The organism is Prosthecobacter fusiformis, from assembly GCF_004364345.1.
GTDB classification, from domain to species: domain Bacteria; phylum Verrucomicrobiota; class Verrucomicrobiia; order Verrucomicrobiales; family Verrucomicrobiaceae; genus Prosthecobacter; species Prosthecobacter fusiformis.
This window is the reverse complement of the sequence record NZ_SOCA01000004.1, coordinates 171,387-193,478: the sequence shown is the minus strand read 5'-3', so window position 1 is coordinate 193,478 and position 22,092 is coordinate 171,387. Positions and strand designations below refer to the sequence as shown.

Genomic DNA, 22,092 nt, shown 5'->3' with positions numbered 1-22,092 from the left:
TCATGGCCGCCATGCTCTCCTCTGTACAAAACGTCCTTTCTAAGGGGACAAAATACTATGACATCATCATGGCTGTCGTGGTGGTGATGATCCTCTCGATGATGATCTTGCCAGTGCCGCCCTGGCTGTTGGATGTACTGCTGGCGGTGAATCTTTCGATCTCCATGCTTTTGCTCATGCTGTCGATGTATGTGCCGCATATTTTGGAGTTTTCGACGTTTCCCTCCATGTTGCTGGTGACGACGTTATTCCGGCTTTCGCTGAATATCACCACGACTCGACTCATCTTGTTGGAGGCGCACGCGGGCGACATTGTCTATACCTTTGGCAACTTCGTTGTGGGGGGGAATTTCATCGTCGGGGTGGTGATCTTCCTCATCATTACCATCGTCCAATTTGTGGTCATCACGAAAGGGGCTGAGCGCGTCGCCGAAGTGGCGGCGAGATTCACGCTGGATGCGATGCCTGGGAAACAAATGAGCATCGATGCCGATTTGCGGGCAGGTAACATCACGCAGGAAGAGGCAAAAAAGCGCCGCAGCATGATCGAGAAAGAGAGCCAGCTGCATGGCTCTATGGATGGAGCCATGAAGTTCGTGAAGGGCGATGCCATCGCAGGTCTGATCATTACGGCGATCAACATCACCGCTGGCATTGCTATCGGCACTCTGCAAAAAGGTTGGGAAATCGGCAAGGCGGTCACCACTTATTCCATCCTCACCATTGGCGACGGGCTCGTTTCCCAGATCCCTGCGCTGCTGATCTCCATTACGGCAGGTATGATCGTGACCCGTGTGGGCAATGAAGAGGAAGGCGGTGCACTCGGTGGAGATGTAGGCCGACAACTACTGTCTCAGCCAAAAGCGTTGATGATCGCCGCAGGTTTTCTCTTTGCCTTCGCTCTCATTCCAGGCTTTCCAAAAATTCCGTTCATAATGTTAGGTCTCATCGCTGGGGTCATCGGTTACGCCAATTTTCAAACCCAACATGCTCCCGTCGCGGTGCAGCATGACAAACGTAACCTGCCCGCTGCTGCGGCAAGTGGGGCCAAGCCCGCGCTGAAACAGAAGCGGGATGATGGCGATGAGTTTTCAGTCACGTTGCCACTGCTCATGGATGTTTCCGCCGCGAGCCAAGAGGTCGTGGATGCCAATGCCATGAATGAGGAGCTGATCCGGGTCCGCAAAGCCCTGTATCACGATCTCGGCGTGCCTTTTCCTGGCATCCATTTACGTTTCAATGAATCGCTCCCCGCAGGCCAATACAAGATCTTGCTGCATGAAGTGCCCATCGCTGAAGGACAATTCCAGGTGAACTGTGTGCTGGCTCGTGAACGGGCAGACTCCCTGAGAATGTTGGGAATTCCTTTCATGGAGGAGAAACCTTTTCTCCGCGGTCTGCTGCCGCTCTGGGTGCCACAGGATCGCGTGAATGATCTGGAGAAAGCAAAGGTGCCCTACCTCGCACCCACCCAGGTCTTGACCTATCACCTCAGCATCATATTAAAACGTTATGCGGGGGACTTCGTAGGCCTTCAGGAAACCAAGTATTTGCTGGAGCAAATGGATGCTCAATTCCCAGAAGTGGTAAGGGAAGTGCAACGTGTCTTGCCCGTTCAAAAGATCACAGAGGTCTTTCAGCGTCTCGTGCAAGAAGAGGTCTCCATCCGCAACCTGCGCACCATCCTGCAGGCACTCATTGAGTGGGGCCAAAAGGAGAAAGAGGCCGTGCTGCTGACTGAATATGTTCGTGCGAGTTTGAAACGCTACATCAGTTACAAATTCAGCCGAGGGCAAAACATCCTTGCCGTGTACCTCCTCGAGCCAAGCTTGGAGGAAAAGATCCGCAAGGCCGTCAGGCAGACTTCCGCCGGCGCATATCTCGCCTTGGAACCAATGACGGTAAAGGCCCTTCTCACCTCTGTTCGCAAGGAGGTCGGGGACATCTTGGAAAGCAATCAACGTCCTGTCTTGCTAACCTCGCTCGACGTGCGGCGCTACACCAGGAAGCTCATCGAGCAAGAATTCTATGAACTGCCGGTCTTGAGTCATCAGGAGCTCACCGAAGAAATCACCATCCAACCCCTGGGCCGAATCGCCGCTTAATCCTTCGTGATGAAAACCGCATCGTCATCTTACGACACCCTAGGCGAGCCCGTGGCTCAACTTTGTGAGGAGCTTGGGATCGCTACTCCCCCGCCTAACGAACAGGGCGTCTTTGTCATCCAAGTCGAGGGCCAGGAACTGCGTTTCAGCCTTCTCAATAACGACCGGGTTTACTTGCTTGGCGTTCTTGGGAGAGTTGATGAAATCGCCGCGCAACGCCAGATATCCCGTCAAGCCCTGCTCACCGGCTGTCTTACTCTGCAGGCCGTGCGCTTTGGAAAGCTCGGACGCGAGGAAGTTCTCAGCATTGAGCCTGAAACGGATGAGCTGATCCTCTGGCACTCTTTGGACGGCCCAGATGTCTCCATCCCAGCCTTCTTCCAGACGGCAGAAGCTTTGCTCAACGAACTTGAGTTTTGGAAAAACTGGCTGGCTCACCCTTGAGATGATGAACTCCTCCCGAATCCCACTCATCAGCCATTATCTGGCATTTTTACTCCTGCTGTCAGGCAGCCTTTGTGCGCAAGAATATGACCGCATTCCTTGGCGTACCAAGCGGGTCAGCTTCAACATCCAGCAGCGATCCGTGCGTGATCTTCTCAAAGATTTGGCCACGTTTCAAAACCTGCCGATCAGCATCAGCGATAGCGTCAAAGGCGTGACCAGCGGCCTGTTCAAAGATGTCGAAACGCAGCGATTTTTTGATCTGCTTTGCGAGTCCAATGACCTTGTATGGTTCTACGACGGCGTGCGCATGATCATTGAAAGCACGGATGAGGTGCTTTCACGTCCGCTTACCCTGCCTTATTTGACGCCGGAATCTCTGAATGAAGTGCTCTTCAGCGTCGGGTATGCCAGTGGCCCCAAGGGACGTGAAGTGCAGGTAAAAATGGGACACCGTCAGGGCGTCATGCTTCTGGTCGGTGGACCACAGTTCATTCAGGCGACTGAGGCATTGGCTCGCGATCTCGACAGTCAGGAGAATCAGCGAATCAACGAGCAAATCACCGTGCGCACCTTCCGGCTGAACTATGCCAGTGCTGGTGACTCCACGGTGAACACAGGCAGCTCCAGCCGCATCATTCCCGGTGTCGTCACAAGTTTGCAAAATCTCATGACCAATCAACCGGTGGGCAGCCTGCTTTCCACCGGCGTGGAAGAAACAATGAATCGAGTCACGCGACCTGGTCTGCGAGGCAAGGGCTTGGCAGCGATAGGCAACCCTGATGCCGCCACACCTCCCAGACCCTTTAATCCTTATGATCCCACGGGCTCTCAGCAACCGAACGCAGGCAATCGAAGCCCAAGCACAGCAGAGGATAGTCGCAACGATCCGCGTGCGCCGATGATTGTGGCAGATGTCCGCTTGAATGCGGTTTTGGTGCGCGATGTCGCCGCCCGTATGCCGCTGTATGAAGAGCTGATCAAAATGCTGGATGTCTCCACGAAGGCCATTGAGATCACCGCTGCCATCGTGGACATTGACTCCGACAACTTGCGCAACGTGGGCATTGAGCTGCTCGGCCTCGGAAAAAACGGCAACAGCAATGGGAGGCTGGGCTTCGATGCGGACCGAGGGATATTTGATGGCGTCAACACACAGGGCCAGCAAGCGAGCTTCTTTGACAGCGCAGATCTGGCGCGTGGTGCAGGCTTGAATGCCACCGCCTTGATCAGTGCGGGCGGTTATGAGCTGCTGACACGTCTGCGCGCTGTTGAACAAGTGGGCGCAGGGCAAATCGTATCCAGCCCTTCAGTTTTAACGATGGAAAACACTCAGGCTGTAATCCGCACTGATGAGAAGGTTTATGTGAGAGTAGAAGGCAATCTCCAAGTGGACCTCTTTGATGTAACAACCGGCGTTCAATTACGCGTGACTCCCACAATTGTGAAGGAGGGTTCACGCAATGATTTCCGCCTCCAGATCGACATCACGGATGGCAGTTTTTCGGACACTCGCGTGGATGAGATCCCCTCCACTCGCGAAAGCGCTATCAATACCCAGGCGATGGTGCCGGAAAATAAGACGCTCCTTTTAGGAGGTTACTCCGTGGAACGCCGCGTGCGCAATACCCGCCAGGTGCCCTTGCTAGCCAAAGTGCCTGGTTTGGGCAAACTGTTCTCTCGCAATGAGCGCAATCATGAGCGCACCCAGCGCTTTTTCTTCATCACTCCACGTATCGTGGATCTACGTAGCGAAGCCACAGATCCCGCCGATTACAGTGATACGGCGGGCAATGAACTTTCATTGCCAAGCCACCTCTCTGACGATCAACTATCTCGCGACAAGGTCGAAGATCTGGCGCGTCGTTTGGCGGCGGGCACAAGCCATTCGCAATACGATAGCGTCCCCAGCGGCAAGCGGCCCAATGCCTTGCTGCCTCCATTGAGCGATATTCCAAAGGCAGAGTCCATGCTGGAAAGCAACCCTTCTGGCAACAATGAGAGCCCGAAACCTTTTTACCCATCCCGGCAATGAGCGCCGCATCTCAACAATGGCTTCTGAAGGTGATCGCGGGTCCGCATCAGGGCGCGGAGATAGGTCTATTGGGTGGCAAAACCTTGATCGGCAGCGATGGAGAGTGTGATGTAGTACTGCATGATGTGCTTATAGCGCCGCAGCATGTGGAATTGGATTTATCGGCTTCAGGCATGGTTGCCGCAGCCCTAGGGGGACGGATTTTCATCAATGGCAAACGCGTGCGTGAGGCCAGCCATAAGCTACCCGACTTTGCCTTCCTGACCATCGGGGGTTCTCATCTGGTATTGGGGCCTGTGGGGGGCACCTGGCCACTGCTTTCGGCTGCTGACATTCCGGAACTGGAAAAGGAAACGGAGGCCCCTGCCGCTGAAGAAAGCCCACCCGAAACAGCCGAGCCAACTGTCAACGCGGCTGCATCATCAGGGCTCAAACCCATCATCGCCGACGGTGAGACTTATTTGCCGCGTCCACAGCCGACTTCAAAGCTCGGGCCTATTCTTGGCATTGTCGCAGGCGTCGTTGTCTTGTTGGTTTGGGCGGTTGTTTTCAATGACTTCTTCTCCAGTCATGATGGCAATGGCGATAACAACTCAGATGTGAGCGATAGGCCTCTTGTGCGCGCTCAATCAATCGTGGAAGAGCTCGGTCTGCTTGGCTCCATCAAGATTGAGGAAGCTGCTGGACGCCTGACTGCGGCAGGTTACGTCGATAGTGAAAGCAAGCAGAGGGAACTTCAGGCAGCTCTTCGTGCGACTGTTCCAGGTCTGCGCACTAAAATTTACAGCCTGGAAAAGATCGCCTCAAGTGCGCGAGCACTCATTGATGCTCAGCACTTGCCTTTGACGGTCTCCAGCCTCAGCGAAGGTAAACTGAAAATCTCCGGTAAACTCCCATCCGCAGATCCATGGATGAGAATGAGGAAGCTTCTCCTCTCGGAAGTGCCCGGCGTCAGCGAAATTGAGGACAGTGTTGAAATCGAGGCCACACGACCAGCCGCATCCAACACGGTTTACGTGTCCCTCCCCCCTTTTACGAGTGGAGCCCCAAATGCGCCTACTCCTCCCGCAGCCAATCCACTGCCGACGTCATCTATCCCCCCCTCGAATCCCATCTCAGCACAGACATCAGCTCCTTTGCCCGATCCTGTCACAGATTACCTTATCAGTGCCGATACCATCGACACACCTGAAGCAGCCATATCGACTATTCGTGTGGATGAAGCGGGGCTCAGTTATGTCCGCCTCAGCACGGGCGGCGTCTATTTCGTTGGCGCTCGGCTACCCTATGGCGGCACCGTCGCTAAGATTGAGGCCGAGAGTGTCACGATCATCGAAAAAGGCGAATCACGCAGCCTCCATCAAGGGGATGTGGCCATGAAATCCAAGTCTCTTGCTGCTCCTTAACCATGTCCGCAGATCCACTCACAGATCCTGAATTGAAGGCTCGAATCGACACTGCCGATTTCGTTGAAATCCTTTCAGCCGATGCCGAGGGCAGCTTCTACGCGGATGTCACCGCCTATCTTGACGCCTGGAAAACCCAAATCAAATCCTATCAAGATGCGGGCCTCTCACGCGGTGAGTTTGACGATCTGAGCCGCCTTTCCACTAGCCTCCAGACAACTGGATGCGTCCTCGAATTTTTCGTGAAGCTTCAAAAGCTCCACCTGGAGAAAGCCCACGAGAACTAAACCGCCAACAAAACACCCAACATACTACCTCTATGCCCGTCACCGACTTCGATCCGCCTCTCTTTGGCAGCAATTCCCCAATCTGGACCACCATCACGGGAATGGCCAATACCCTCAATACGGAGACCACCCAGGTCATCACCGACGCCAGCACCACTGACTTCTCCGACCCTGGTTCAGTCGTGCTCCTTCAGATGCGTGTGAACCAAGTCACCAACGCGGCCACTGCCGTGTCAAACTTGGTAAAGGCGATTCAAGAGCCCTCCAAGAACGCAGTCTCCAACCTGCGCTAATCCTCATTAAGCCAATCTCCTCAAACCATGGTTCACATTGATTCAGAGCTGGTGCGTCTGCTCATGCGCGCTGGTTATGCTGCGGCATGGAATGGCCTGCATCAGGAGGCCATTGCCATCTTTGACGGTGTGGGTGCTGTGCGTCCTGAGAGTGAGCTTCCCGTTATCGGAGCTGCTGTCGTGGCTTTGCTTTCGGGCCATTACGAAATCGCGGTCAAGACACTGCGAGAGGGAGCCCTCGATCTGAATCCCAACAGTGCCTTAGCACGTGCCCACCTCGGGGTGGCTTTGCGTTTGCACGGGGAGGAGGACGAGGGCCGCGCGCTTCTCCAAGATGTCGCCATGCAGACCACGGACCCTGATGCTGCCACCATGGCACTCAATGTCCTGGCCATGACACCGGACCAGCTTAAACCCATTTAAAACTTCTATGACTCCTGTTGCCCTATCCGCTGTTTCTACCCCGGCCGCACTCACTCAATCATTGCCCGTCACTCTTGCGAGCTCATCGGCAGCAGATCTGGAGCGCCTCCGCTCACTCGTCGCAGGCGTGCAGCCCACAGGGGAGAATATTCAGGCAGGCCCCACGCCGCCAGCGAACAAGATCGAAGAAAGCGGCTTCCGCACCCTGGGAGACTCCATTCTGGAAGGCGTCTCCAAATTTAATTCGGGCTACAACGACTCCCTTAGCAACATCACCACCAAACTTGAACACATCTCCGCGAACGATCCTTTACAACTTGGCAACAATTTTGGCGAGTTGATGGCCCTTCAGGTCGAGGTGGCACGCTGGAGCATGTCCGTCATGGGCGTGGACAATGCCTCGAAGGCCGGCACCAACACGATCAAGGAACTCAGCAAAGGCGGCTGAGGCTGCGGTGTGCCCCGGAAACATTCTAACGCCCTATTATTTCACCTGTGAGATCCTACCTCTCAAAAATCCGTTGGCTGGTACCTTTAATCCTGACTGTACTGCTTGCAGGCTGTAACAAGGTTCCGCTATTCAGTGAACTCCGGGAAGAAGAAGCCAATGAAATAATGGCTCACCTGCTGGAGCAGAAAATAGATTGTGTAAAACTGGCAGGCAAGGAAAGCATGTGGATTCTACAGGTGCCGCCTGAGGACTTCCCTCTTGCGATGCAAACGCTGCAAGCACTGGGCTTGCCGCGTCAAAAGCTCATGAAGATGGGGGACGTTTTCCAAAAAAGCGGCCTGGTCAGCTCACCCACTGAGGAGCGCATTCGCTTCATTGATGCTCTTTGCCAGGAGCTCTCTGATACCCTCATGAAAGTGGATGGAGTCGTCGCGGCCAAAGTTCACATCGCCCTTCCCAACAATGATCCGCTGAGTGATAGCACCCTGCCAGCATCCGCCTCGGTCTTTATCAAATACCGGGCGGGATATGATGTCGAGAGCATCACTCCAGATTTGAAAAACCTCGTAACCAAGTCTGTCGAGGGCCTCACTTTTGAAAATGTGGAACTCATTATGAGTCCCGCCGATGCCATCCCACCGCCTCCGAAAGCGCAGGCTACCAACACCTTCGAAGAGTGGCAAACCAAGGTCCCTTTCTGGGTCACCTCCGCAGGCAGCGCGGGCGTGGGTTTCCTAGTCGCATTTCTATCGTTAGGCCTGATCCGCAAAAAGGCCATATCCTGAGCATCCCTCTATCCTTTACTTCATGAGCACGCGCGGCGGCTGGTATGCGAGCCAGGCAAAGACCAACCCGGACTTGTTTCGGGCCATCTTTGACTTCAATCATCGACCTCAGTTCTGGTTACATCCTGAAGTCATCGCTCGCTTTCCTGAGGCGGCAGTGATCCGCGTCCTCGCAACCGGAACTCATGGTCATCACCACCTCGCGTCTTGGCTCACCCGTGTGCTTCAGTTGGATGACTACGATCCAGTTTGGGATTTTCAGGAATCACGTCTTCGCATCGCTCTTTTAAGCCCTGAGACTCTCACTCGCTTGGCTCGCTACACCGGAGTCGCGCTTTGCTGGCCTCGCATCGCCTCTATCATCGGACGTCAGCAACTCCACGAAATCAAGGCGTCCATCGGTGAGGATGCCCACGCTTTTGCCCTGCGGCGTGCCCGCTTCATCGTGCCGGAAAATGAGGCGATCTTGCCTAAACAAGAAACTTCACTAATTGACCATGTGATGGACATTGGCTGGAACGTATTGGCCAGTTCTAGCGGCGACGAAAGCGGTGCTATCCGCGAGCGACTGGCACTTAAATTACCGCTCCAGGTGGCAAAAAAAGTGACGTGGCACGTGACCCCCGAATTGCGCGATCAGGCTTGGAACCGAGTTCGTCAGATCAGTCGTGAAGTTTTAACCGTGGGAGAATCCAAATGCTTTGCTTAGAGAACAGTGGCGTCAAAGCGGTGCCCACCGCCAAGATTTTGAAGAGAGATGAGCACGCCTTCATCCTGGAAGGGCAGCGCATCCTCGAAGCGGCCCGCCACGAAGCCGCACTCATTCGCCAAAAAGCAGAAACCGATGCCGAAAAAAAACTCGAAGCGGGTTACCTCAAAGGCCAAGAAGAAGGCAAGGCAAAAATCGCCGAGCACATCATCGAATGCATGGGACAGAGTGCGGTTTATTTTTCAAAGGTGGAAGACGTCATGGTGGATCTCGTCATGCGTGCGGTGCGTCAGGTCATTGGTGAAATGAATCAGCGAGATGTGGTGGAGCGGCTCGTGCGGCGCGCCCTGGAAAGCACCCGCAATGAGAGCCAGATCACCATTCGGGTCTCCCCCGGTCAGGCCGATTGGATCAAAAACCGCATCAGCGCGATCATGCAGACCTTTCCGAAGATTCAATTCCTTGATGTGCAGCCGGACCCTCGTCTGTCTGAGAATGGCTGCATTTTAGAAACAGAGATCGGAGTCGTGGACGCCACACTCGAGACACAGCTCAAGGCCATCGAGAAGGCCCTCATTCGGTCGATGAAATGACTTCATGAACTTACCGACCTTTGACTTTAATTCGCTCACGACGCGCTTGCAGCACGGAATGGACTCCGTGCAGCCACTTAGTTTGCGGGGACGGGTTACGCAGGTCACAGGCACGATCTTAAAAGCTTATGCGCCAGGCGCAAAAATCGGTGAATTGTGTCGTCTGAAGAATCCATGGGAAGATGAAGGCATCTTGGGGGAGGTCGTGGGCTTCTCCAAGAATCTCGCGCTGATCACGCCCCTGGGGGAGCTCATGGGGATATCCTCCACCACTGAGGTCATCCCCACGGGAGAGATTCATCAAGTGCCTGTGGGCAAAGAAATGCTTGGTCGTGTGTTGGATGGACTCGGCAATCCATCCGATGGCAAGGGCCCCTTTAAGATCGAAGATCATTACGCCGTCACGGCCGATCCACCCAATGCCATGACCCGGCAATTGATCACCCAACCGATTAGCCTCGGCGTGCGGGCGCTCGACGGACTGCTCACCTGTGGCGAGGGCCAGCGCATGGGCATCTTTGCCGCTGCAGGAGGTGGAAAGAGCACGCTGCTGAGCCAGATCATCCGCAACACTACTGCCGACATTGTGGTGCTTGCACTCATTGGGGAGCGCGGACGTGAGGTGCGTGAGTTCCTGGAGCGTGACCTCGGTGAAGAAGGGGTAAAAAAAGCCGTGACCGTCATCGCCACCTCCGACCGCCCTTCCATGGAGCGTTTAAAATGCGCTTACGTGGCCACGGCGATTGCTGAATACTTTCGCGACCAAGGTTTGAAGGTGCTGTTACTGATGGACTCCGTCACCCGCTTTGCACGTGCCCTGCGTGAGATCGGCCTCGCGGCGGGTGAGCCACCCACCCGCCGAGGTTTCCCGCCCTCCGTTTTTGCCACGCTGCCCAGAATGATGGAGCGGGCAGGCTGCTCGGACAAAGGCAGTATCACCGCCCTTTATACCGTCTTGGTTGAAGGCGATGACATGACCGAGCCTGTGGCGGATGAAACCCGCTCGATCTTGGATGGTCACATTGTTTTGAGTCGCAAGTTAGGCTCGGCCAATCATTATCCCGCCATTGATGTACTGGCCAGTGTGAGCCGTCTGTTCACCGCCATCAACACATCAGACCATCAGCGCGCTGCGGGCAAGCTCCGCAGCCTCATGGCCAAGTACCAGGAAGTGGAGCTACTCGTTCGTATCGGTGAGTACAAGAAAGGCAGTGACTCTGCCGCAGATGAAGCCATCGCCAAGATCGATGCCATCAACGGCTTCCTCAAACAAGGCATGAACGAGCCGAGTAGCTTCGCGCAAACTCAACAGGCCATGATCCAACTCGCAAGATAAACCCATGCTGCGCTATCCCCTCCAAGACATGGTCTTTGTCCGCGAGCATCGCGAGGACAAGGCTAGCAAAGCCGTCACCCGCGCACGCCGCGCAGTGGTAGAGGCCGAAGAAAACTTGGTGACGAAGCAAAAGACTCTGGCCGACTTTACCCATTGGCGAATCGCCGAGGAAGAACGCCTCATACAGTCCATCATGCGCAAACCCGTAAAACTGGGTGAGATCACAGACCTGCGATTGGAAATCTCAGCCATGCGTGAACGTGAGCTGGATTTTATGGATCAAGTTCACAAGGCTGAGGGGGAACTCGACCGCGCCAGAGAAGAACTTGAAGAAGCCAAGCTGGCCTACAAAAAAGCCACCCAAGAACTCGAAAAGCTCATGGAGCATCGTGAAGCCTGGCAGTTAGAACAAAACCACGAGGCCGAGCGCAATGCCGACCTCGAACTCGAGGACTTCATCGGCCCTCAAAACAGCGACCTCGACTTGCACCCAGAGAACACTCGTTATGAATTCAATTGAATCGTCCATCGTCCTCACATCGCGCCATTTGGATGAGGCGGATAGCTCGTTACCCACTTTTGGCACCCCTAATCCAGATGCCTTAAAGGCCCTGCGTTCATTGATCGCTGCGCCGCAAAATCATCCAGTGGAGGTAAAGCAATCACCACTCGCATCTTCTTCGGATTTATTGCCAGAGGAGAACCATACGTTGCAGGTCTTTTCTCCCACATCCGGCCTAACAGACTCTTTGGTGACGGAGTTAAAAGCCTTCATTGCTTCAAAATCCACAACTCCCTCACCTTCAGAAAAATCAGATGTGGAGCGTTCTTCTGAGTCGCTATCCCCAGACCCCGCTCTCATTGAGGCTCTGCGTGCGCTCTTGATCACCCCCGATCAAGCTTTTTCATCGGTTCAATCCAAAAGCACACTGGATGATGGGAAAGACGGTGGCTCCATGCGCGTGATGGAACTCGTTCAATCTTTGCTCAGTGAGGAAAGACTGCAGAGCGATTCCTTGCCCTTGTTGATACAAGTTCGCGATGCACTGACTCAGACAAAGGGAGACTCGAACCATCAACCGGAAGCACTCGCACAGATTCGAGCGCTCATTGAAACCTTGCCGCCTGAGGGGCAATCACATCTTGCTGAGGCTTTTGAGGTTTCCTCTGAGGCTACTGCTATTTTTGAAAAGTCAGAGCAGGAGATTCCCAATCTGGGGCAAGCGATCCTGCAATCTCTCGACACTCAATCGTCCGCATCTTCCGCCAATGTTGTCGCCTCAGTTAACCAATCTGCGCATCTTGAGCGTGTAGAGCAGGTCAGCGCATTAATGACAGAAATGGCAGACCGAGTGCTCGTCACCGATCCCCTCCATGGCCAGACCCAGGAAGTCCGCATCCAGCTCGCAGAGTCCATCATGACTGGCACCGAGGTGCGTGTCTGGCGTGCAGAAGGCGGACAACTGAGGGTGGAGTTTGACACCACCTCCGGTTATTGGGCACGGGTTCTCAATGAGGCCTCACCTCTTCTCTCACAGCGTCTCAACGAGCGACTGAACTTGCCAGATGCTGTAATCGTCAACGTGCATCAGCAAGGCGGTCAGCCAGAAGATGGGCGCTCGCGCAATCGCCACATGCCCTGGGAAGTGACAGGACAAGAGGACCCTCAATAACTCACCCCAATACCTGAGTGAGTCCCCCTCTCCATCCCCCACCCATGTCCAGAGCGCGCCCGGAATTCATTCGACTGGCTAACCGCATTGCGGGAAAAAATCGCCCGTTGCATTTCTCTTGGAACGGTCAGCCCACGCAGTTTGTTTTCTCGAATATCCTGCAATCTCCACGCGGAAGCTGGAGCATGCAGATCCGTATGGGCGGTCATCCATTGAGGGTGGAAATCAATCGTCTGCCAGAGCTGGCATGGGTCTCCCCCGAACTTGCCGGCATTGATCTGAATGGCCTTCCTGGCGAACTGGCCTGTGGTTTAATTGAGTCATCGTTGGGAGATATCTTCACCGCCCTCACCAAAGCAGGGATTGATGTCAGCATCCTAAGCATGGAACCCTTCAGTTTTCGCAATGCACCGGAGGAGATTATTGAATGGAGCATCCACAGAGGTCATGAAACGAACTGGATGCACGGCTGCCTCGCCGGGGATGATGCCGCATTGACCCATCTTGCCAGCTTGATGGAACGTGCACCCATTTCCCCAAACGTTGACGATGTGAGTATTCCTGTACCGGTAAATCTCGTCGCGGGAACGATGCGTGTGAGCTTGGCCGAATTGGATGCTTTGGAATTGCACGATGTGCTGCTGGCCGACCTGAAGAGCTACCAGATCCAGCGCGAGTGTACACTTAATGCAGCTCGAAGAACATGGGGCAAGGGCCATGCAGAAGCCAACACTTTTACCCTCAAACACCTGACCTCCAAACCCGCCACCACTATGGGAGACGCCGCGTCCGTATCCGTCAATGATCTTGAAATTGAACTGACCTTCGTGGTCGGCCAAACCACCCTCACTGTCGGAGAACTGCGCAACTTGGCTCCGGGCTTCACCTTTGAGTTGCCCATCTCCGTCGGCGAGGGGCTGGTCATTTGCGCCAATGGTAAAACGATTGGTCGAGGCGAGCTCATTGAGGTGGGAGACCACCTCGGAGTGCGAGTAACAGAATTCTCTGCATCATGACTTCTTTTCAAATCCCTGATCCTTTGACGCTGATCTTGCTGACGGCGGTGCTCTCGATGGCCCCGTTTTTTGCGATCATGGCGACCTCGTATGTGAAGTTGGTGGTCGTTCTCAGTCTGGTGCGCAATGCCTTGGGTATCCAGCAAATACCTCCCAACATGGTGCTCAATGGCATCGCCGTTATTCTCACGATCTACATCATGGCCCCGGTGGGCCAGGCAACCTTTGCCGCCGTGGAAAACGAAGATTTCAAAGACTTCAATGCGGCCAAGCTGCGCGTGGTTTTAGAAAAGGGCAGCACGCCCATTCGTGAGTTTCTTGATCGGCACACTTCCTCGCATGAGAAGAAGTTTTTCCTCGATACGGCTAGACGCGTGTGGGGCAATAAATCGAAAATCGAGATTTCTGACAGCAGTTTCTTTGTACTCATTCCCGCTTTCACAGTGAGTGAACTCACCTCGGCTTTTCAAATCGGGTTTCTTCTCTACCTGCCATTCATTGCGATTGATCTCATCGTCTCCAACATCCTTTTGGCGATGGGCATGATGATGGTGTCACCGATGACCATTTCCCTGCCCTTCAAACTTTTGCTCTTTGTGCTCATTGATGGCTGGGCGCGTCTGATTCATGGACTCGTTCTCACGTATGTGATCCCGGCCGCAGGCGGGGGTGGGTAGTCCGTTACTTTTTTATTAAAATGAACCAAAGCTTCCTTCTCGAAACGACCAATCAAGCCCTTATTTTGGTGCTGATTCTGTCTATGCCGCCCATCATCGTGGCCACGGTGGTAGGTGTGTTGGTTAGCTTGATCCAGGCTCTCACCCAGGTGCAAGAACAGACGCTGGGCTTCGCGGTCAAGTTGATCGTTGTTACCGTCGTGTTGCTGCTCACAGCGGGGTGGACAGGGGCGGAGATGTATAAGTTCACGTTGCATATCTTTGACACCTTTCCCACTCTCCGGCGATGATGTACGAGCAAGATGTGCGAACGATCTTTCTCATCGTGGCCTTCACAGTGCCACGCATGATGTCGGCCTTGCTCATCTCTCCATTTTTTGGTGATCAATTCATCCAAGGCATGGCGCGACAGGTAGTGATCATCTCGCTTAGCCTGATGGCCATCCCTATTACCTTGCAATCAGGAATTATAGTGCCCGAAAATAGCTACTGGCCTTTATTCCTGCTGGGAGTATTGATCAAAGAAATTGCCATCGGCATGTTGATCGGTTTCGGCACCGGGCTGGTTTTTTGGATTGCTGAGGGAACCGGCTTTTTTATTGATAACCAGCGCGGAAGTTCCATGGCGGAAATGTTTGATCCGATGTCTGGTGGGAGCAGTTCCCTATTTGGCGTATTGTTTACCAAGGTGCTCGGGGTGCTGTTCTTCCTCGGCGGCGGGTTCTCCGCCTTTCTGACGATCGTCTATGACAGCTACCTGACCTGGCCTGTCTTTTCCTACTTCCCACAGTTTCAACCCACTTTTGCCATGGCCAGCCTGAATCTTCTGGATGGCATCATGGGACTCATCGTCACTTACTCGGCGCCGATCATCATAGCCATGTTCATCGCAGAATTTGGACTTGGTTTAATGAACCGCTTCAGTCCGCAATTGAATGTCTTCTTTCTCGCCATGCCGGTGAAAAGCGGCATCGCTTCCCTGCTAATTGTTTTCTACCTCGTGTTCCTGCTGAACTTCTTCAAAGGTCAGATCATGACGCCAGAGAAGTGGAACTTTTTTTACCAAGGTTTTTTCAAATGAGATATGAGCGAGAAAACGGAGCAACCCACGCCGAAGAAGCTGCGCGACGCCCGCCAGAAAGGTCAGGTCGCGAAGAGTCAGGACGTCAACGCAGCGGCCTTGACGATCGCCTGCTTTGTGACCATCTCCGCCTTATGGCTTCCCTATGTCGAGGAATGCAAAGCGCTCATGACGCTGCCGACGGAATTTTACACGCAGCCTTTTCGTGAAGTGGTCGATAAGGTGCTCTACGCCATCGTCTTTAAAATTCTTCTTCTCTCCGCCCCTTTGCTAGGGGTGGTCATGATCGTGGGGATAGCGGTGAATTTTTTTCAGGTTGGTTTTATGCTCGTGTTTGAGCCGATCAAACCGGAGTTAAAAAAGATCAATCCCCTGGATAAAGCAAAGCAGATGTTTTCGATGAAAAACCTCGTCGAATTTGGCAAGTCCGCGCTCAAGGTCATCATCATTGCCGTGCTCATTTACATCGTGACGAGGGATGCCCTTGATCCCCTCACCCGCATTCCTTATGCAGGTAAAGAAGGGGTGATGCAATCTCTCAAGCCCATGCTCAGCGCTCTGGCAGTGAACATCACACTGGTTTATGTGGTGATCGCCGCAGCGGATTACTTCTTCCAGAAGTTTCAGCACACGAAGCAGTTGAAGATGAGCAAGGATGAAGTGAAGCGCGAGTATAAGGAGAGTGAGGGCAACCCCGAGATCAAAGGCAAGCGCAAGCAACTCCATCAAGAAATGGTGATGAACGACACCATGGAGCGCACCCGCAAGTCCAGTGTGGTGGTGACGAATCCCACCCACCTCGCCATCGCCATCTATTATCAGGAAGAAGACAATCAAATGCCCAAGGTCCTGGCCAAAGGCGAGGACTATGTCGCGCGGCGGATGGTCGAGGTGGCGAAGCAAGAGGGCATCCCCATCATGCAACACATCCCGTTAGCCCGCGCCTTGTATGAGAAGGTGGACATGGACCGCTTTGTGCCCGCAGACCTGATTGAACCGATGGCCGAGGTGCTGCGTTGGGTGAAGGAGTTTCACGAACAGCAGCACTGACAAAGCCCCGTGACCGGCCCGTTTTGACTGAGTTCAAGAAGCCACGGCCTCTAGCAGAAGACGAATCTCTTGCTCAATGTCCGTGGGATCTTCAACGGTCTGCGCGATCTCCGAGCGGAGGAGTTCACCATAACGTTTCCTCATGCGGAAGACAGACACAGCTACAGTGCCGGTACTCATGCCAAGTTCTCTGGCCAATTCTTCATAAGAATTGGGATTGGCACTGCTTGCGAGGTAAGGCTGCAATGCATTGAAGAGCTTCGCCTTGCCACAGCTCGCATAATCCTCTTCCAAGGCTTTCACGGCGCGATGCAGGAGATTCTCGGCCCAGTTCCGCTGAAAAAGTTTTTCGGGACAATCGGGATGAGCGAATTCACGCTCGAAGCGTTCCTCACCTCCGTCCATTTCCAAAGGCACAAAAGTGATCTTCCCTCCTCTCTTTTCGGTTCTCTGTTTACGCGCTTCATTGCTCACGAAATGCCTTAATGCACCGAGCAAGAAGGAACGAAAACGCCCTCTTTCAGGATCAGCATGAGACAGGACATTGTTTTCCAGAACGTGAGCGAAGAATCCCTGAGCCAAATCTTGGGCATCTTCGGGGGAGTAATTCTGCCGCCGTACAAAAGCGTAGATCGGATACCAACAGGCGCGACACAAATGCTCCATGTCTTGCATCGCCGCTTCATTCCCCAAATCGGAAGCCCTGAGCACCATGCTCCAACGAGTCGTTCTAAAAGCTTCCTTTGGCTTTCCAACGGTCTCTGGCATGTTCTTATTTGAATTGGGAAGCGGTAAATCCATAGTCACCGGAGAAACAGCTCAGGCTCGTTACTGAAAGACCGAAGAACCCTGGAATGCAAGCCTTTAAGCTGGTTGAAAAAAGAAGCCCGCCATAGCGATTTGCAACATTTCACATCCCCGAGACGGAACATCGCTCAAACCGGTTTTATCAGCTCATCAACCTTGAGGCCCTCTAGTCTGATCGCACACGCACCTTCAAGTTGATGCGACAAGACTTACGAATGGCTTGGACAAATCGACGGTGACAAAATGCTGGTGGCAGCCAACTACCGCAAGTTGGATAGAAATCAATGGAGTTAGGTGATCTCTTCATTCCATCAGCCGCTGATTCTCCAAAGCTACGCAGGTGCTAAAGCCGGTTTATTTGCCAGCGGAGGGTGGGAGCAAATTTTGGACTGGATACTCCTTTGCTAAAGAGTCCATAAAATCCTTTGTGGCTTGCTGTCTCATCCGGTTGATTTCAGCCTTTTCAAGCTCTTCAGACACCGATTCAAAAGGCCGAAGGAATGCCGGATTTAGGGCCATGTAGCGCACTAGAAACACGCCTTCATTACGCACAATCACCTCACTGACGTCTCCAGGTTTGTCCAATGAGAATACGATATCTGCCACTGCTTTCGTCCAATCATCCATGCCGCCTTCGCGCTCAAGCCATCCTAACACGCCGCCATTGTATCGGCTGGATTGATGTTCTGAATGATCCACGCCGAGCATCGAAAACCCCTGCTCAGGGTGTTGAGCGAGATCACTGCTCTTGAAATACCAGTCCCGTGCGGCAACCAGTTTTTGCTCGTATTGTTTTACTCTGTTCTCGTCCTTGCCGGGATTGAGCCAAAGAACGGCTGCTTGGCGCTTTTCATTGGATCGAAACCGAGATTCATCGGCCTTATACAATTCGCGCAAACGTGTCTCCGGAAGAGGTGCGGCGATGCTTTTGAGCTTGGGGAAGAGCTGCTGCTCCTTCAACCGATTGGCCAGAATTCTCGCGAACTCTGCCCGAACAATGGGGTCGCGATCCAGATTCGCATCAAGAGCTGCCTGCACAAGTTGAGCGCGGCTGGCAAGTTCCTTGATCCCCCTTTTTTTAGTCTCCTCATCTGTGCGACCAGCTTCTTGTTCTTTGAGATACTGTGCGAGGTCTGATTCGGAGACTCTAATGGACCCGACCTGGATGATGGCTGGATCTGCCAGATCAGGTGATCCACCAGTCACCTCCGTCTTTTGAGGAGAGCAGGAGGACATCCCGATGAGCAACATCAGGATGAAGACAGCATGCTTGTCTAGGAGACCGCCAAACAAAAATGGAGAACGCGATGACATGAAACTCTTGATCCAGGTGGCTGCTAAGGTAAAGCAGCACTACTGAGCAAAATTACGAATCAATGCATTGCCCGTGCCACGCTTAAATTCCCACATGAGGAGATGGGTGCCAGGGGTCGTGAAGCTTCGTTGGACTCTGATCACGGCACCCCTCGTCTGAGATTGCACAACACCATCAATATAGAACACCAAGGAATCGTTGCTGCCCGCTCCCGAAACTGCCATTTCGAAATCAATCGTTTTAGGGCCCTCAACTTCAGCCAAAAGAAGGCTGGTTTCCCCAGCTTTACTTCCGGAACTTACCAGTTCGCCTGTCAGCGGATCAGTGACCCAAGAAGCATTACCACTCATCCCATAGCGGTTTGCATCCGCAATATGCGCCATGCTGGTATCTACCGACACACCAGGATCAATGGTCATACTGAGGCGATAGTATTTCCTCTTCTCGCTAAGCCCCTTCGGCGGCCCCACTAACCGGACGCCTCCGGTATCCTGCAATTGAGCAAAGGTCGTGCTGGCGTCGCTCCACTGAACTTTATCGGTCGATGCTTGCACCGTCCAGCGAAGGTCGGCGGCTTTCAGCGGACCAAGGTTTGAAAACTCCGGCCGTGAATTGATAAAATCAAAGCGCATTCGATGTTTTTTAAGTTGCTCAACCGAGTTGAGGCCCAAGGAATAAGCAAGAACGTACTCTTGCATGGCAGCGGGTGTAAGTGAGAGCAGTTGGTGGCTTTGCATGGAGCCGCCATTCACGGAGCCTAACCACCGGTCAAAGCCAGCACCGTTGGTCTCTTGTGCGGTGTTACCGATATAAACAAGTCCTTCATGGGGGTTGCCCAGAAGATACCGGTCCCGAGATGCAAGTTTGATGAGCGCAACCTTAGGACCTGCAGTCAATCCTGCGGCACGGGCTAAAACCTGAAGTTCAAAAGATGTCTTGCCTACTGGAATAGTGACGCTGGCGGGCAACTTCGTCATGGTCACGCCGTTTACGGCAGTGCCTGCCACCTGTAGGTCAACAATCAAACTTTTAGCCACGCTGCCGTTGCGATGGACAAGCACCCGGGCGGGCTGAGCTGGCGTGGCCAGTGCATTTGGCTGAATGATTTCCAGCCACACTTTTGCATTGTCGTTAATGGCCTGGGTCACGGCAGCTCCATTCACTGAATACTTGTAGTTAGGCAGCACTGCCACCTGAAGGGTTGACAGTCCCTGCGCATCAAGATCCGGCAAGGGGCGGACCGTGAGCGTCTTGCTGGTTTCCCCGCGTGCAAAGCTTACAACAGACCTTAAACCTTCAGATGAGGTCGCACCTTCCACAACAAAACGCCCACCTGCTCCATCCTGGAAAAAGCCCACAGGCACGTCAAGCGCGGCGGGAACCCCCACACCACTCCGGGTCACATTGATTTTAAAAGTCCCATTCACGGATTTGTCCAGGGGGGTGGTCGAGGAACCTGGGGCAAGTGCGAGTTGCACACCTGTGGGGATGCTCAGCCCACCCATACGGATATGCCCTTCAGCAATCATCGGGATCAACTGAGTGGCCGTGATGACTTTCTGGCGCAAAACGATCTCCAGTTTGCTGCTATCTGGGCGCTGGACGATGAGAACTGTGTCCAGCGATGGCACGCCATTGATCGTATTGCTTTCCTGACGGACGGAGATGAACTGGCGAGCGTCCCCGCTCAGTCCCCAGAACAGCGCCGAGACATCAATGGTATCTATAGCAGGATCGAAGTCGGAAATGGTGTCGCGTCCCAGGTCGATGGCACCAAAAATGAAAGTGTCCTTGCCAAGGCCTCCAGTCAGCGTGTCGTCACCGCCACCACCTGAGAGGATATCGTCGCCAGGACCGCCGGAGAGTTGGTCAATGCCGAAACCACCGCGAACGATGCGCTGATTGCTCCCCTGCCCTGTTGTGAGGGTCACGTTTTTCATTTCGGTGCTGAAATTCCAGATCACCGCACCACGCCACTTGGACTGGAGGTAATCATTCACTCCGCGCAGCTTTTGCTCAGGCAAGGCAGTCGGAAACACAAGCACTTCCTGAATCCGGCCATACAACGCTTGATCCACAGGATTCACATCCGCAGGAACTGCAGAGCGCCTCGCCCCAAGTGTTGGCAAAACAGGTTCGATGGAGGTGGTGCCTGAGCCTTCACCATCATAGGAGAGGCCAAAGATATTTTGCATCACATTGGCCTGGCGCCGGAAGATCGAAGTGGTGATCTCTCCCGAGGTGCTTTCATAGCCACGGACAGCGGTGGCATCCATCTGGTAAACAGGAGCTCCAGGGTATGAAATGGCCTGGGATGTGGCGGCGACCTGCAAGAATCCGCGATTGGTCGAGAGAACGGTCTGCGCAGTATCTGAAGAATCAGCAGCTTGGTAGGCAGCCAGAACCGTGTGATCACCCGCAGGCAGGCTTGAGTCCTGGAAGAAGAGATGTGCTGATTTAGAGGTGGTAAAATCCGCAGCATGTTCCGTCACTACCGGCTGAAATTCTGGCGTAGGCTGCATCGCAGATCGACCACGCCCAGAGCGGTCCTGCCAACTCGTGATTTTTGAACCTGCCGCCGGGAGATCGTATCCGTCCAGCCACAAAGAGGACTCGCCACCATCTTCTGTGCTTGGAATCATGGCGCGCACAGCGACCTGTCCCGTGAGTATGTCCCCACCGTCGTTCCACTGGATAAAAACTGCGGTCTCACGCTCAGCGCGATTGACATGAGCGACTGTTACTCGGCCAGACTTCAGGTCTTCAAACGTGAGATTCTGGGGACCTTCGGAATCCAGAGGGACACCGTCCAGCTTGAGTTCAAAGCCACTGTTTTCAAGAGTGGACACCGAGATCTGGATTTGGGCATCTGGTGTATCTGAATCTAAAAACTGCATGTAAACGCCAGCTTCGCCCAGCTCTGGCACAAGGAATTCGCTAGTAACCATCTGCGGGACGCGGTTGCTCTTATTGGGATTGCCACCGCGGAGGAACTCCTGAAGGTTTGACCACCCGTCGCCGTCTGGATCGTCATTGGCAATGTTAGCATTGAGAGCCAGTCCATAAAGTGTTTTCCACCAATCAGGAATTCCATCTTCGGCCGTGCTGTTGCTCTCTCCAGCAACAAGCAGATCAAGACGGTATTGGCTGGCGCGGCTCGCAAAATTGAGCACGTAGAAATCCGAGCTGCCATCCGGTAGTGTGGCAGGCATGCCGTCAATGGTGATCTGCTCAACCTTGAACTTCGTGGCCAGTGTGTTGATCGACAAAAATTCCTGCATTCGGCCAGCCTCTGGCAGGTAGGCTAGCGGCACCTTCAATGCGTATGAATAGGGTTTGTAATCCCCATTCCCCGTCGGAGTCAAACTTGTCGTCAACGTCACGCGGTTGGCAGAATTCGTCTGATTGACGAAGGTAATCTTCAGTTCTCCTGATTGGAGGAGGAATGTCTGCCCCCCAGAGGCCTTGCGAACCTCCCCAAAGAACACGGCGTCGGATTCGGTGAAACCTTGTGCCTGTGTTGATGTAGGGGGTGTGGCAAAAAGAACGCCGAGAACAGCGGCGGAGATAAATGCAAATGTGGTTCTCATCGGATGGCGTTGACGG

At 53.8% G+C, this 22,092-nt stretch carries 22 protein-coding genes; 19 read left to right on the top strand and 3 right to left on the bottom strand.

The genetic code is table 11. The features are described 5' to 3' along the window. Positions 1-11: 11 nt before the first annotated feature. The 19 genes from sctV (at position 12) to sctU (ending at position 16,364) form a co-directional block, all read left to right on the top strand. Positions 12-2,105 (top strand): type III secretion system export apparatus subunit SctV, encoded by a 2,094-nt coding sequence (gene sctV, locus EI77_RS13465; RefSeq protein WP_133795907.1) that lies wholly within the window; start codon positions 12-14, stop codon positions 2,103-2,105. A gap of 9 nt (positions 2,106-2,114) precedes the next feature. Further along, positions 2,115-2,549: a type III secretion system chaperone gene (locus EI77_RS13460; RefSeq protein ID WP_133795804.1), complete on the top strand. Its 435-nt coding sequence runs from the start codon at positions 2,115-2,117 to the stop codon at positions 2,547-2,549. 1 nt (position 2,550) lies between these two features. Next, entirely contained in the window at positions 2,551-4,584 is a 2,034-nt protein-coding gene (gene sctC / locus EI77_RS13455; protein WP_166647243.1) for a type III secretion system outer membrane ring subunit SctC, read from the top strand. Further along, on the top strand, positions 4,581-5,990 hold the full coding sequence (locus EI77_RS13450; RefSeq protein ID WP_133795802.1) for an FHA domain-containing protein: 1,410 nt from the start codon (positions 4,581-4,583) through the stop codon (positions 5,988-5,990). The genes sctC and EI77_RS13450 overlap by 4 nt, the downstream gene beginning before the upstream one ends. A 2-nt stretch (positions 5,991-5,992) precedes the next feature. Then, positions 5,993-6,277 (top strand): hypothetical protein, encoded by a 285-nt coding sequence (locus tag EI77_RS13445; protein ID WP_133795801.1) that lies wholly within the window; start codon positions 5,993-5,995, stop codon positions 6,275-6,277. Positions 6,278-6,309: 32 nt separating this feature from the next. Then, entirely contained in the window at positions 6,310-6,570 is a 261-nt protein-coding gene (locus EI77_RS13440; RefSeq protein WP_133795800.1) for a hypothetical protein, read from the top strand. A 27-nt stretch (positions 6,571-6,597) separates the two neighbouring features. After that, the gene (locus EI77_RS13435; RefSeq protein ID WP_133795799.1) at positions 6,598-6,993 is read left to right on the top strand and encodes a hypothetical protein; all 396 of its coding nucleotides are present in this window, start codon (positions 6,598-6,600) and stop codon (positions 6,991-6,993) included. 7 nt (positions 6,994-7,000) lie between these two features. Beyond that, on the top strand, positions 7,001-7,441 hold the full coding sequence (locus EI77_RS13430) for a hypothetical protein (protein WP_133795798.1): 441 nt from the start codon (positions 7,001-7,003) through the stop codon (positions 7,439-7,441). Positions 7,442-7,488: 47 nt separating this feature from the next. Next, positions 7,489-8,229, top strand: coding sequence for a type III secretion system inner membrane ring lipoprotein SctJ (gene sctJ, locus EI77_RS13425; RefSeq protein WP_166647242.1), 741 nt, complete (start codon positions 7,489-7,491; stop codon positions 8,227-8,229). Between the two features lie 22 nt (positions 8,230-8,251). Further along, entirely contained in the window at positions 8,252-8,938 is a 687-nt protein-coding gene (locus EI77_RS13420; protein ID WP_133795796.1) for a SctK family type III secretion system sorting platform protein, read from the top strand. Beyond that, a complete protein-coding gene (locus EI77_RS13415; protein WP_133795795.1) occupies positions 8,926-9,531 on the top strand; it encodes an HrpE/YscL family type III secretion apparatus protein in 606 nt (201 codons plus the stop codon). The genes EI77_RS13420 and EI77_RS13415 overlap by 13 nt, the downstream gene beginning before the upstream one ends. A gap of 4 nt (positions 9,532-9,535) precedes the next feature. Then, complete coding sequence (gene sctN / locus EI77_RS13410; protein WP_133795794.1) at positions 9,536-10,867, top strand: type III secretion system ATPase SctN; 1,332 nt, start codon at positions 9,536-9,538, stop codon at positions 10,865-10,867. A gap of 4 nt (positions 10,868-10,871) precedes the next feature. Beyond that, positions 10,872-11,387, top strand: a complete 516-nt coding sequence (sctO, locus tag EI77_RS13405) for a type III secretion system stalk subunit SctO (protein WP_133795793.1) — start codon at positions 10,872-10,874, stop codon at positions 11,385-11,387. Further along, complete coding sequence (locus EI77_RS13400) at positions 11,374-12,540, top strand: hypothetical protein (protein WP_133795792.1); 1,167 nt, start codon at positions 11,374-11,376, stop codon at positions 12,538-12,540. Before sctO ends, EI77_RS13400 begins: the two co-directional genes overlap by 14 nt. A gap of 218 nt (positions 12,541-12,758) precedes the next feature. Beyond that, the gene (gene sctQ, locus EI77_RS13395) at positions 12,759-13,556 is read left to right on the top strand and encodes a type III secretion system cytoplasmic ring protein SctQ (protein ID WP_166647241.1); all 798 of its coding nucleotides are present in this window, start codon (positions 12,759-12,761) and stop codon (positions 13,554-13,556) included. Then, on the top strand, positions 13,553-14,233 hold the full coding sequence (sctR, locus tag EI77_RS13390) for a type III secretion system export apparatus subunit SctR (protein WP_133795790.1): 681 nt from the start codon (positions 13,553-13,555) through the stop codon (positions 14,231-14,233). The genes sctQ and sctR overlap by 4 nt, the downstream gene beginning before the upstream one ends. Before the next feature lie 20 nt (positions 14,234-14,253). Beyond that, entirely contained in the window at positions 14,254-14,523 is a 270-nt protein-coding gene (sctS, locus tag EI77_RS13385) for a type III secretion system export apparatus subunit SctS (protein WP_133795789.1), read from the top strand. Next, the gene (gene sctT, locus EI77_RS13380; RefSeq protein WP_133795788.1) at positions 14,520-15,314 is read left to right on the top strand and encodes a type III secretion system export apparatus subunit SctT; all 795 of its coding nucleotides are present in this window, start codon (positions 14,520-14,522) and stop codon (positions 15,312-15,314) included. Before sctS ends, sctT begins: the two co-directional genes overlap by 4 nt. A gap of 3 nt (positions 15,315-15,317) precedes the next feature. Further along, complete coding sequence (gene sctU / locus EI77_RS13375; protein ID WP_133795787.1) at positions 15,318-16,364, top strand: type III secretion system export apparatus subunit SctU; 1,047 nt, start codon at positions 15,318-15,320, stop codon at positions 16,362-16,364. Between the two features lie 33 nt (positions 16,365-16,397). Here sctU and EI77_RS13370 read toward each other — a convergent pair whose 3' ends face one another. From EI77_RS13370 to EI77_RS23590, 3 genes are all read right to left on the bottom strand, one after another. After that, positions 16,398-17,132, bottom strand: a complete 735-nt coding sequence (locus EI77_RS13370; protein WP_166647240.1) for an RNA polymerase sigma factor — start codon at positions 17,130-17,132, stop codon at positions 16,398-16,400. Between the two features lie 393 nt (positions 17,133-17,525). Next, positions 17,526-18,485, bottom strand: a complete 960-nt coding sequence (locus EI77_RS13365; protein WP_133795785.1) for a peptidylprolyl isomerase — start codon at positions 18,483-18,485, stop codon at positions 17,526-17,528. Positions 18,486-18,524: 39 nt separating this feature from the next. Further along, complete coding sequence (locus EI77_RS23590) at positions 18,525-22,076, bottom strand: calcium-binding protein (RefSeq protein WP_133795784.1); 3,552 nt, start codon at positions 22,074-22,076, stop codon at positions 18,525-18,527. Positions 22,077-22,092: the final 16 nt, after the last annotated feature.

Coding starts and splice junctions, on each gene's coding strand:
- sctV (WP_133795907.1), top strand. CDS start 12: ATGCTCTCCTCTGTACAAAACGTCCTTTCTAAGGGGACAAAATACTAT.
- EI77_RS13460 (WP_133795804.1), top strand. CDS start 2,115: ATGAAAACCGCATCGTCATCTTACGACACCCTAGGCGAGCCCGTGGCT.
- sctC (WP_166647243.1), top strand. CDS start 2,551: ATGATGAACTCCTCCCGAATCCCACTCATCAGCCATTATCTGGCATTT.
- EI77_RS13450 (WP_133795802.1), top strand. CDS start 4,581: ATGAGCGCCGCATCTCAACAATGGCTTCTGAAGGTGATCGCGGGTCCG.
- EI77_RS13445 (WP_133795801.1), top strand. CDS start 5,993: ATGTCCGCAGATCCACTCACAGATCCTGAATTGAAGGCTCGAATCGAC.
- EI77_RS13440 (WP_133795800.1), top strand. CDS start 6,310: ATGCCCGTCACCGACTTCGATCCGCCTCTCTTTGGCAGCAATTCCCCA.
- EI77_RS13435 (WP_133795799.1), top strand. CDS start 6,598: ATGGTTCACATTGATTCAGAGCTGGTGCGTCTGCTCATGCGCGCTGGT.
- EI77_RS13430 (WP_133795798.1), top strand. CDS start 7,001: ATGACTCCTGTTGCCCTATCCGCTGTTTCTACCCCGGCCGCACTCACT.
- EI77_RS13420 (WP_133795796.1), top strand. CDS start 8,252: ATGAGCACGCGCGGCGGCTGGTATGCGAGCCAGGCAAAGACCAACCCG.
- EI77_RS13415 (WP_133795795.1), top strand. CDS start 8,926: ATGCTTTGCTTAGAGAACAGTGGCGTCAAAGCGGTGCCCACCGCCAAG.
- sctN (WP_133795794.1), top strand. CDS start 9,536: ATGAACTTACCGACCTTTGACTTTAATTCGCTCACGACGCGCTTGCAG.
- sctO (WP_133795793.1), top strand. CDS start 10,872: ATGCTGCGCTATCCCCTCCAAGACATGGTCTTTGTCCGCGAGCATCGC.
- EI77_RS13400 (WP_133795792.1), top strand. CDS start 11,374: ATGAATTCAATTGAATCGTCCATCGTCCTCACATCGCGCCATTTGGAT.
- sctR (WP_133795790.1), top strand. CDS start 13,553: ATGACTTCTTTTCAAATCCCTGATCCTTTGACGCTGATCTTGCTGACG.
- sctS (WP_133795789.1), top strand. CDS start 14,254: ATGAACCAAAGCTTCCTTCTCGAAACGACCAATCAAGCCCTTATTTTG.
- sctT (WP_133795788.1), top strand. CDS start 14,520: ATGATGTACGAGCAAGATGTGCGAACGATCTTTCTCATCGTGGCCTTC.
- sctU (WP_133795787.1), top strand. CDS start 15,318: ATGAGCGAGAAAACGGAGCAACCCACGCCGAAGAAGCTGCGCGACGCC.
- EI77_RS13370 (WP_166647240.1), bottom strand. CDS start 17,132: ATGCCAGAGACCGTTGGAAAGCCAAAGGAAGCTTTTAGAACGACTCGT.
- EI77_RS13365 (WP_133795785.1), bottom strand. CDS start 18,485: ATGTCATCGCGTTCTCCATTTTTGTTTGGCGGTCTCCTAGACAAGCAT.
- EI77_RS23590 (WP_133795784.1), bottom strand. CDS start 22,076: ATGAGAACCACATTTGCATTTATCTCCGCCGCTGTTCTCGGCGTTCTT.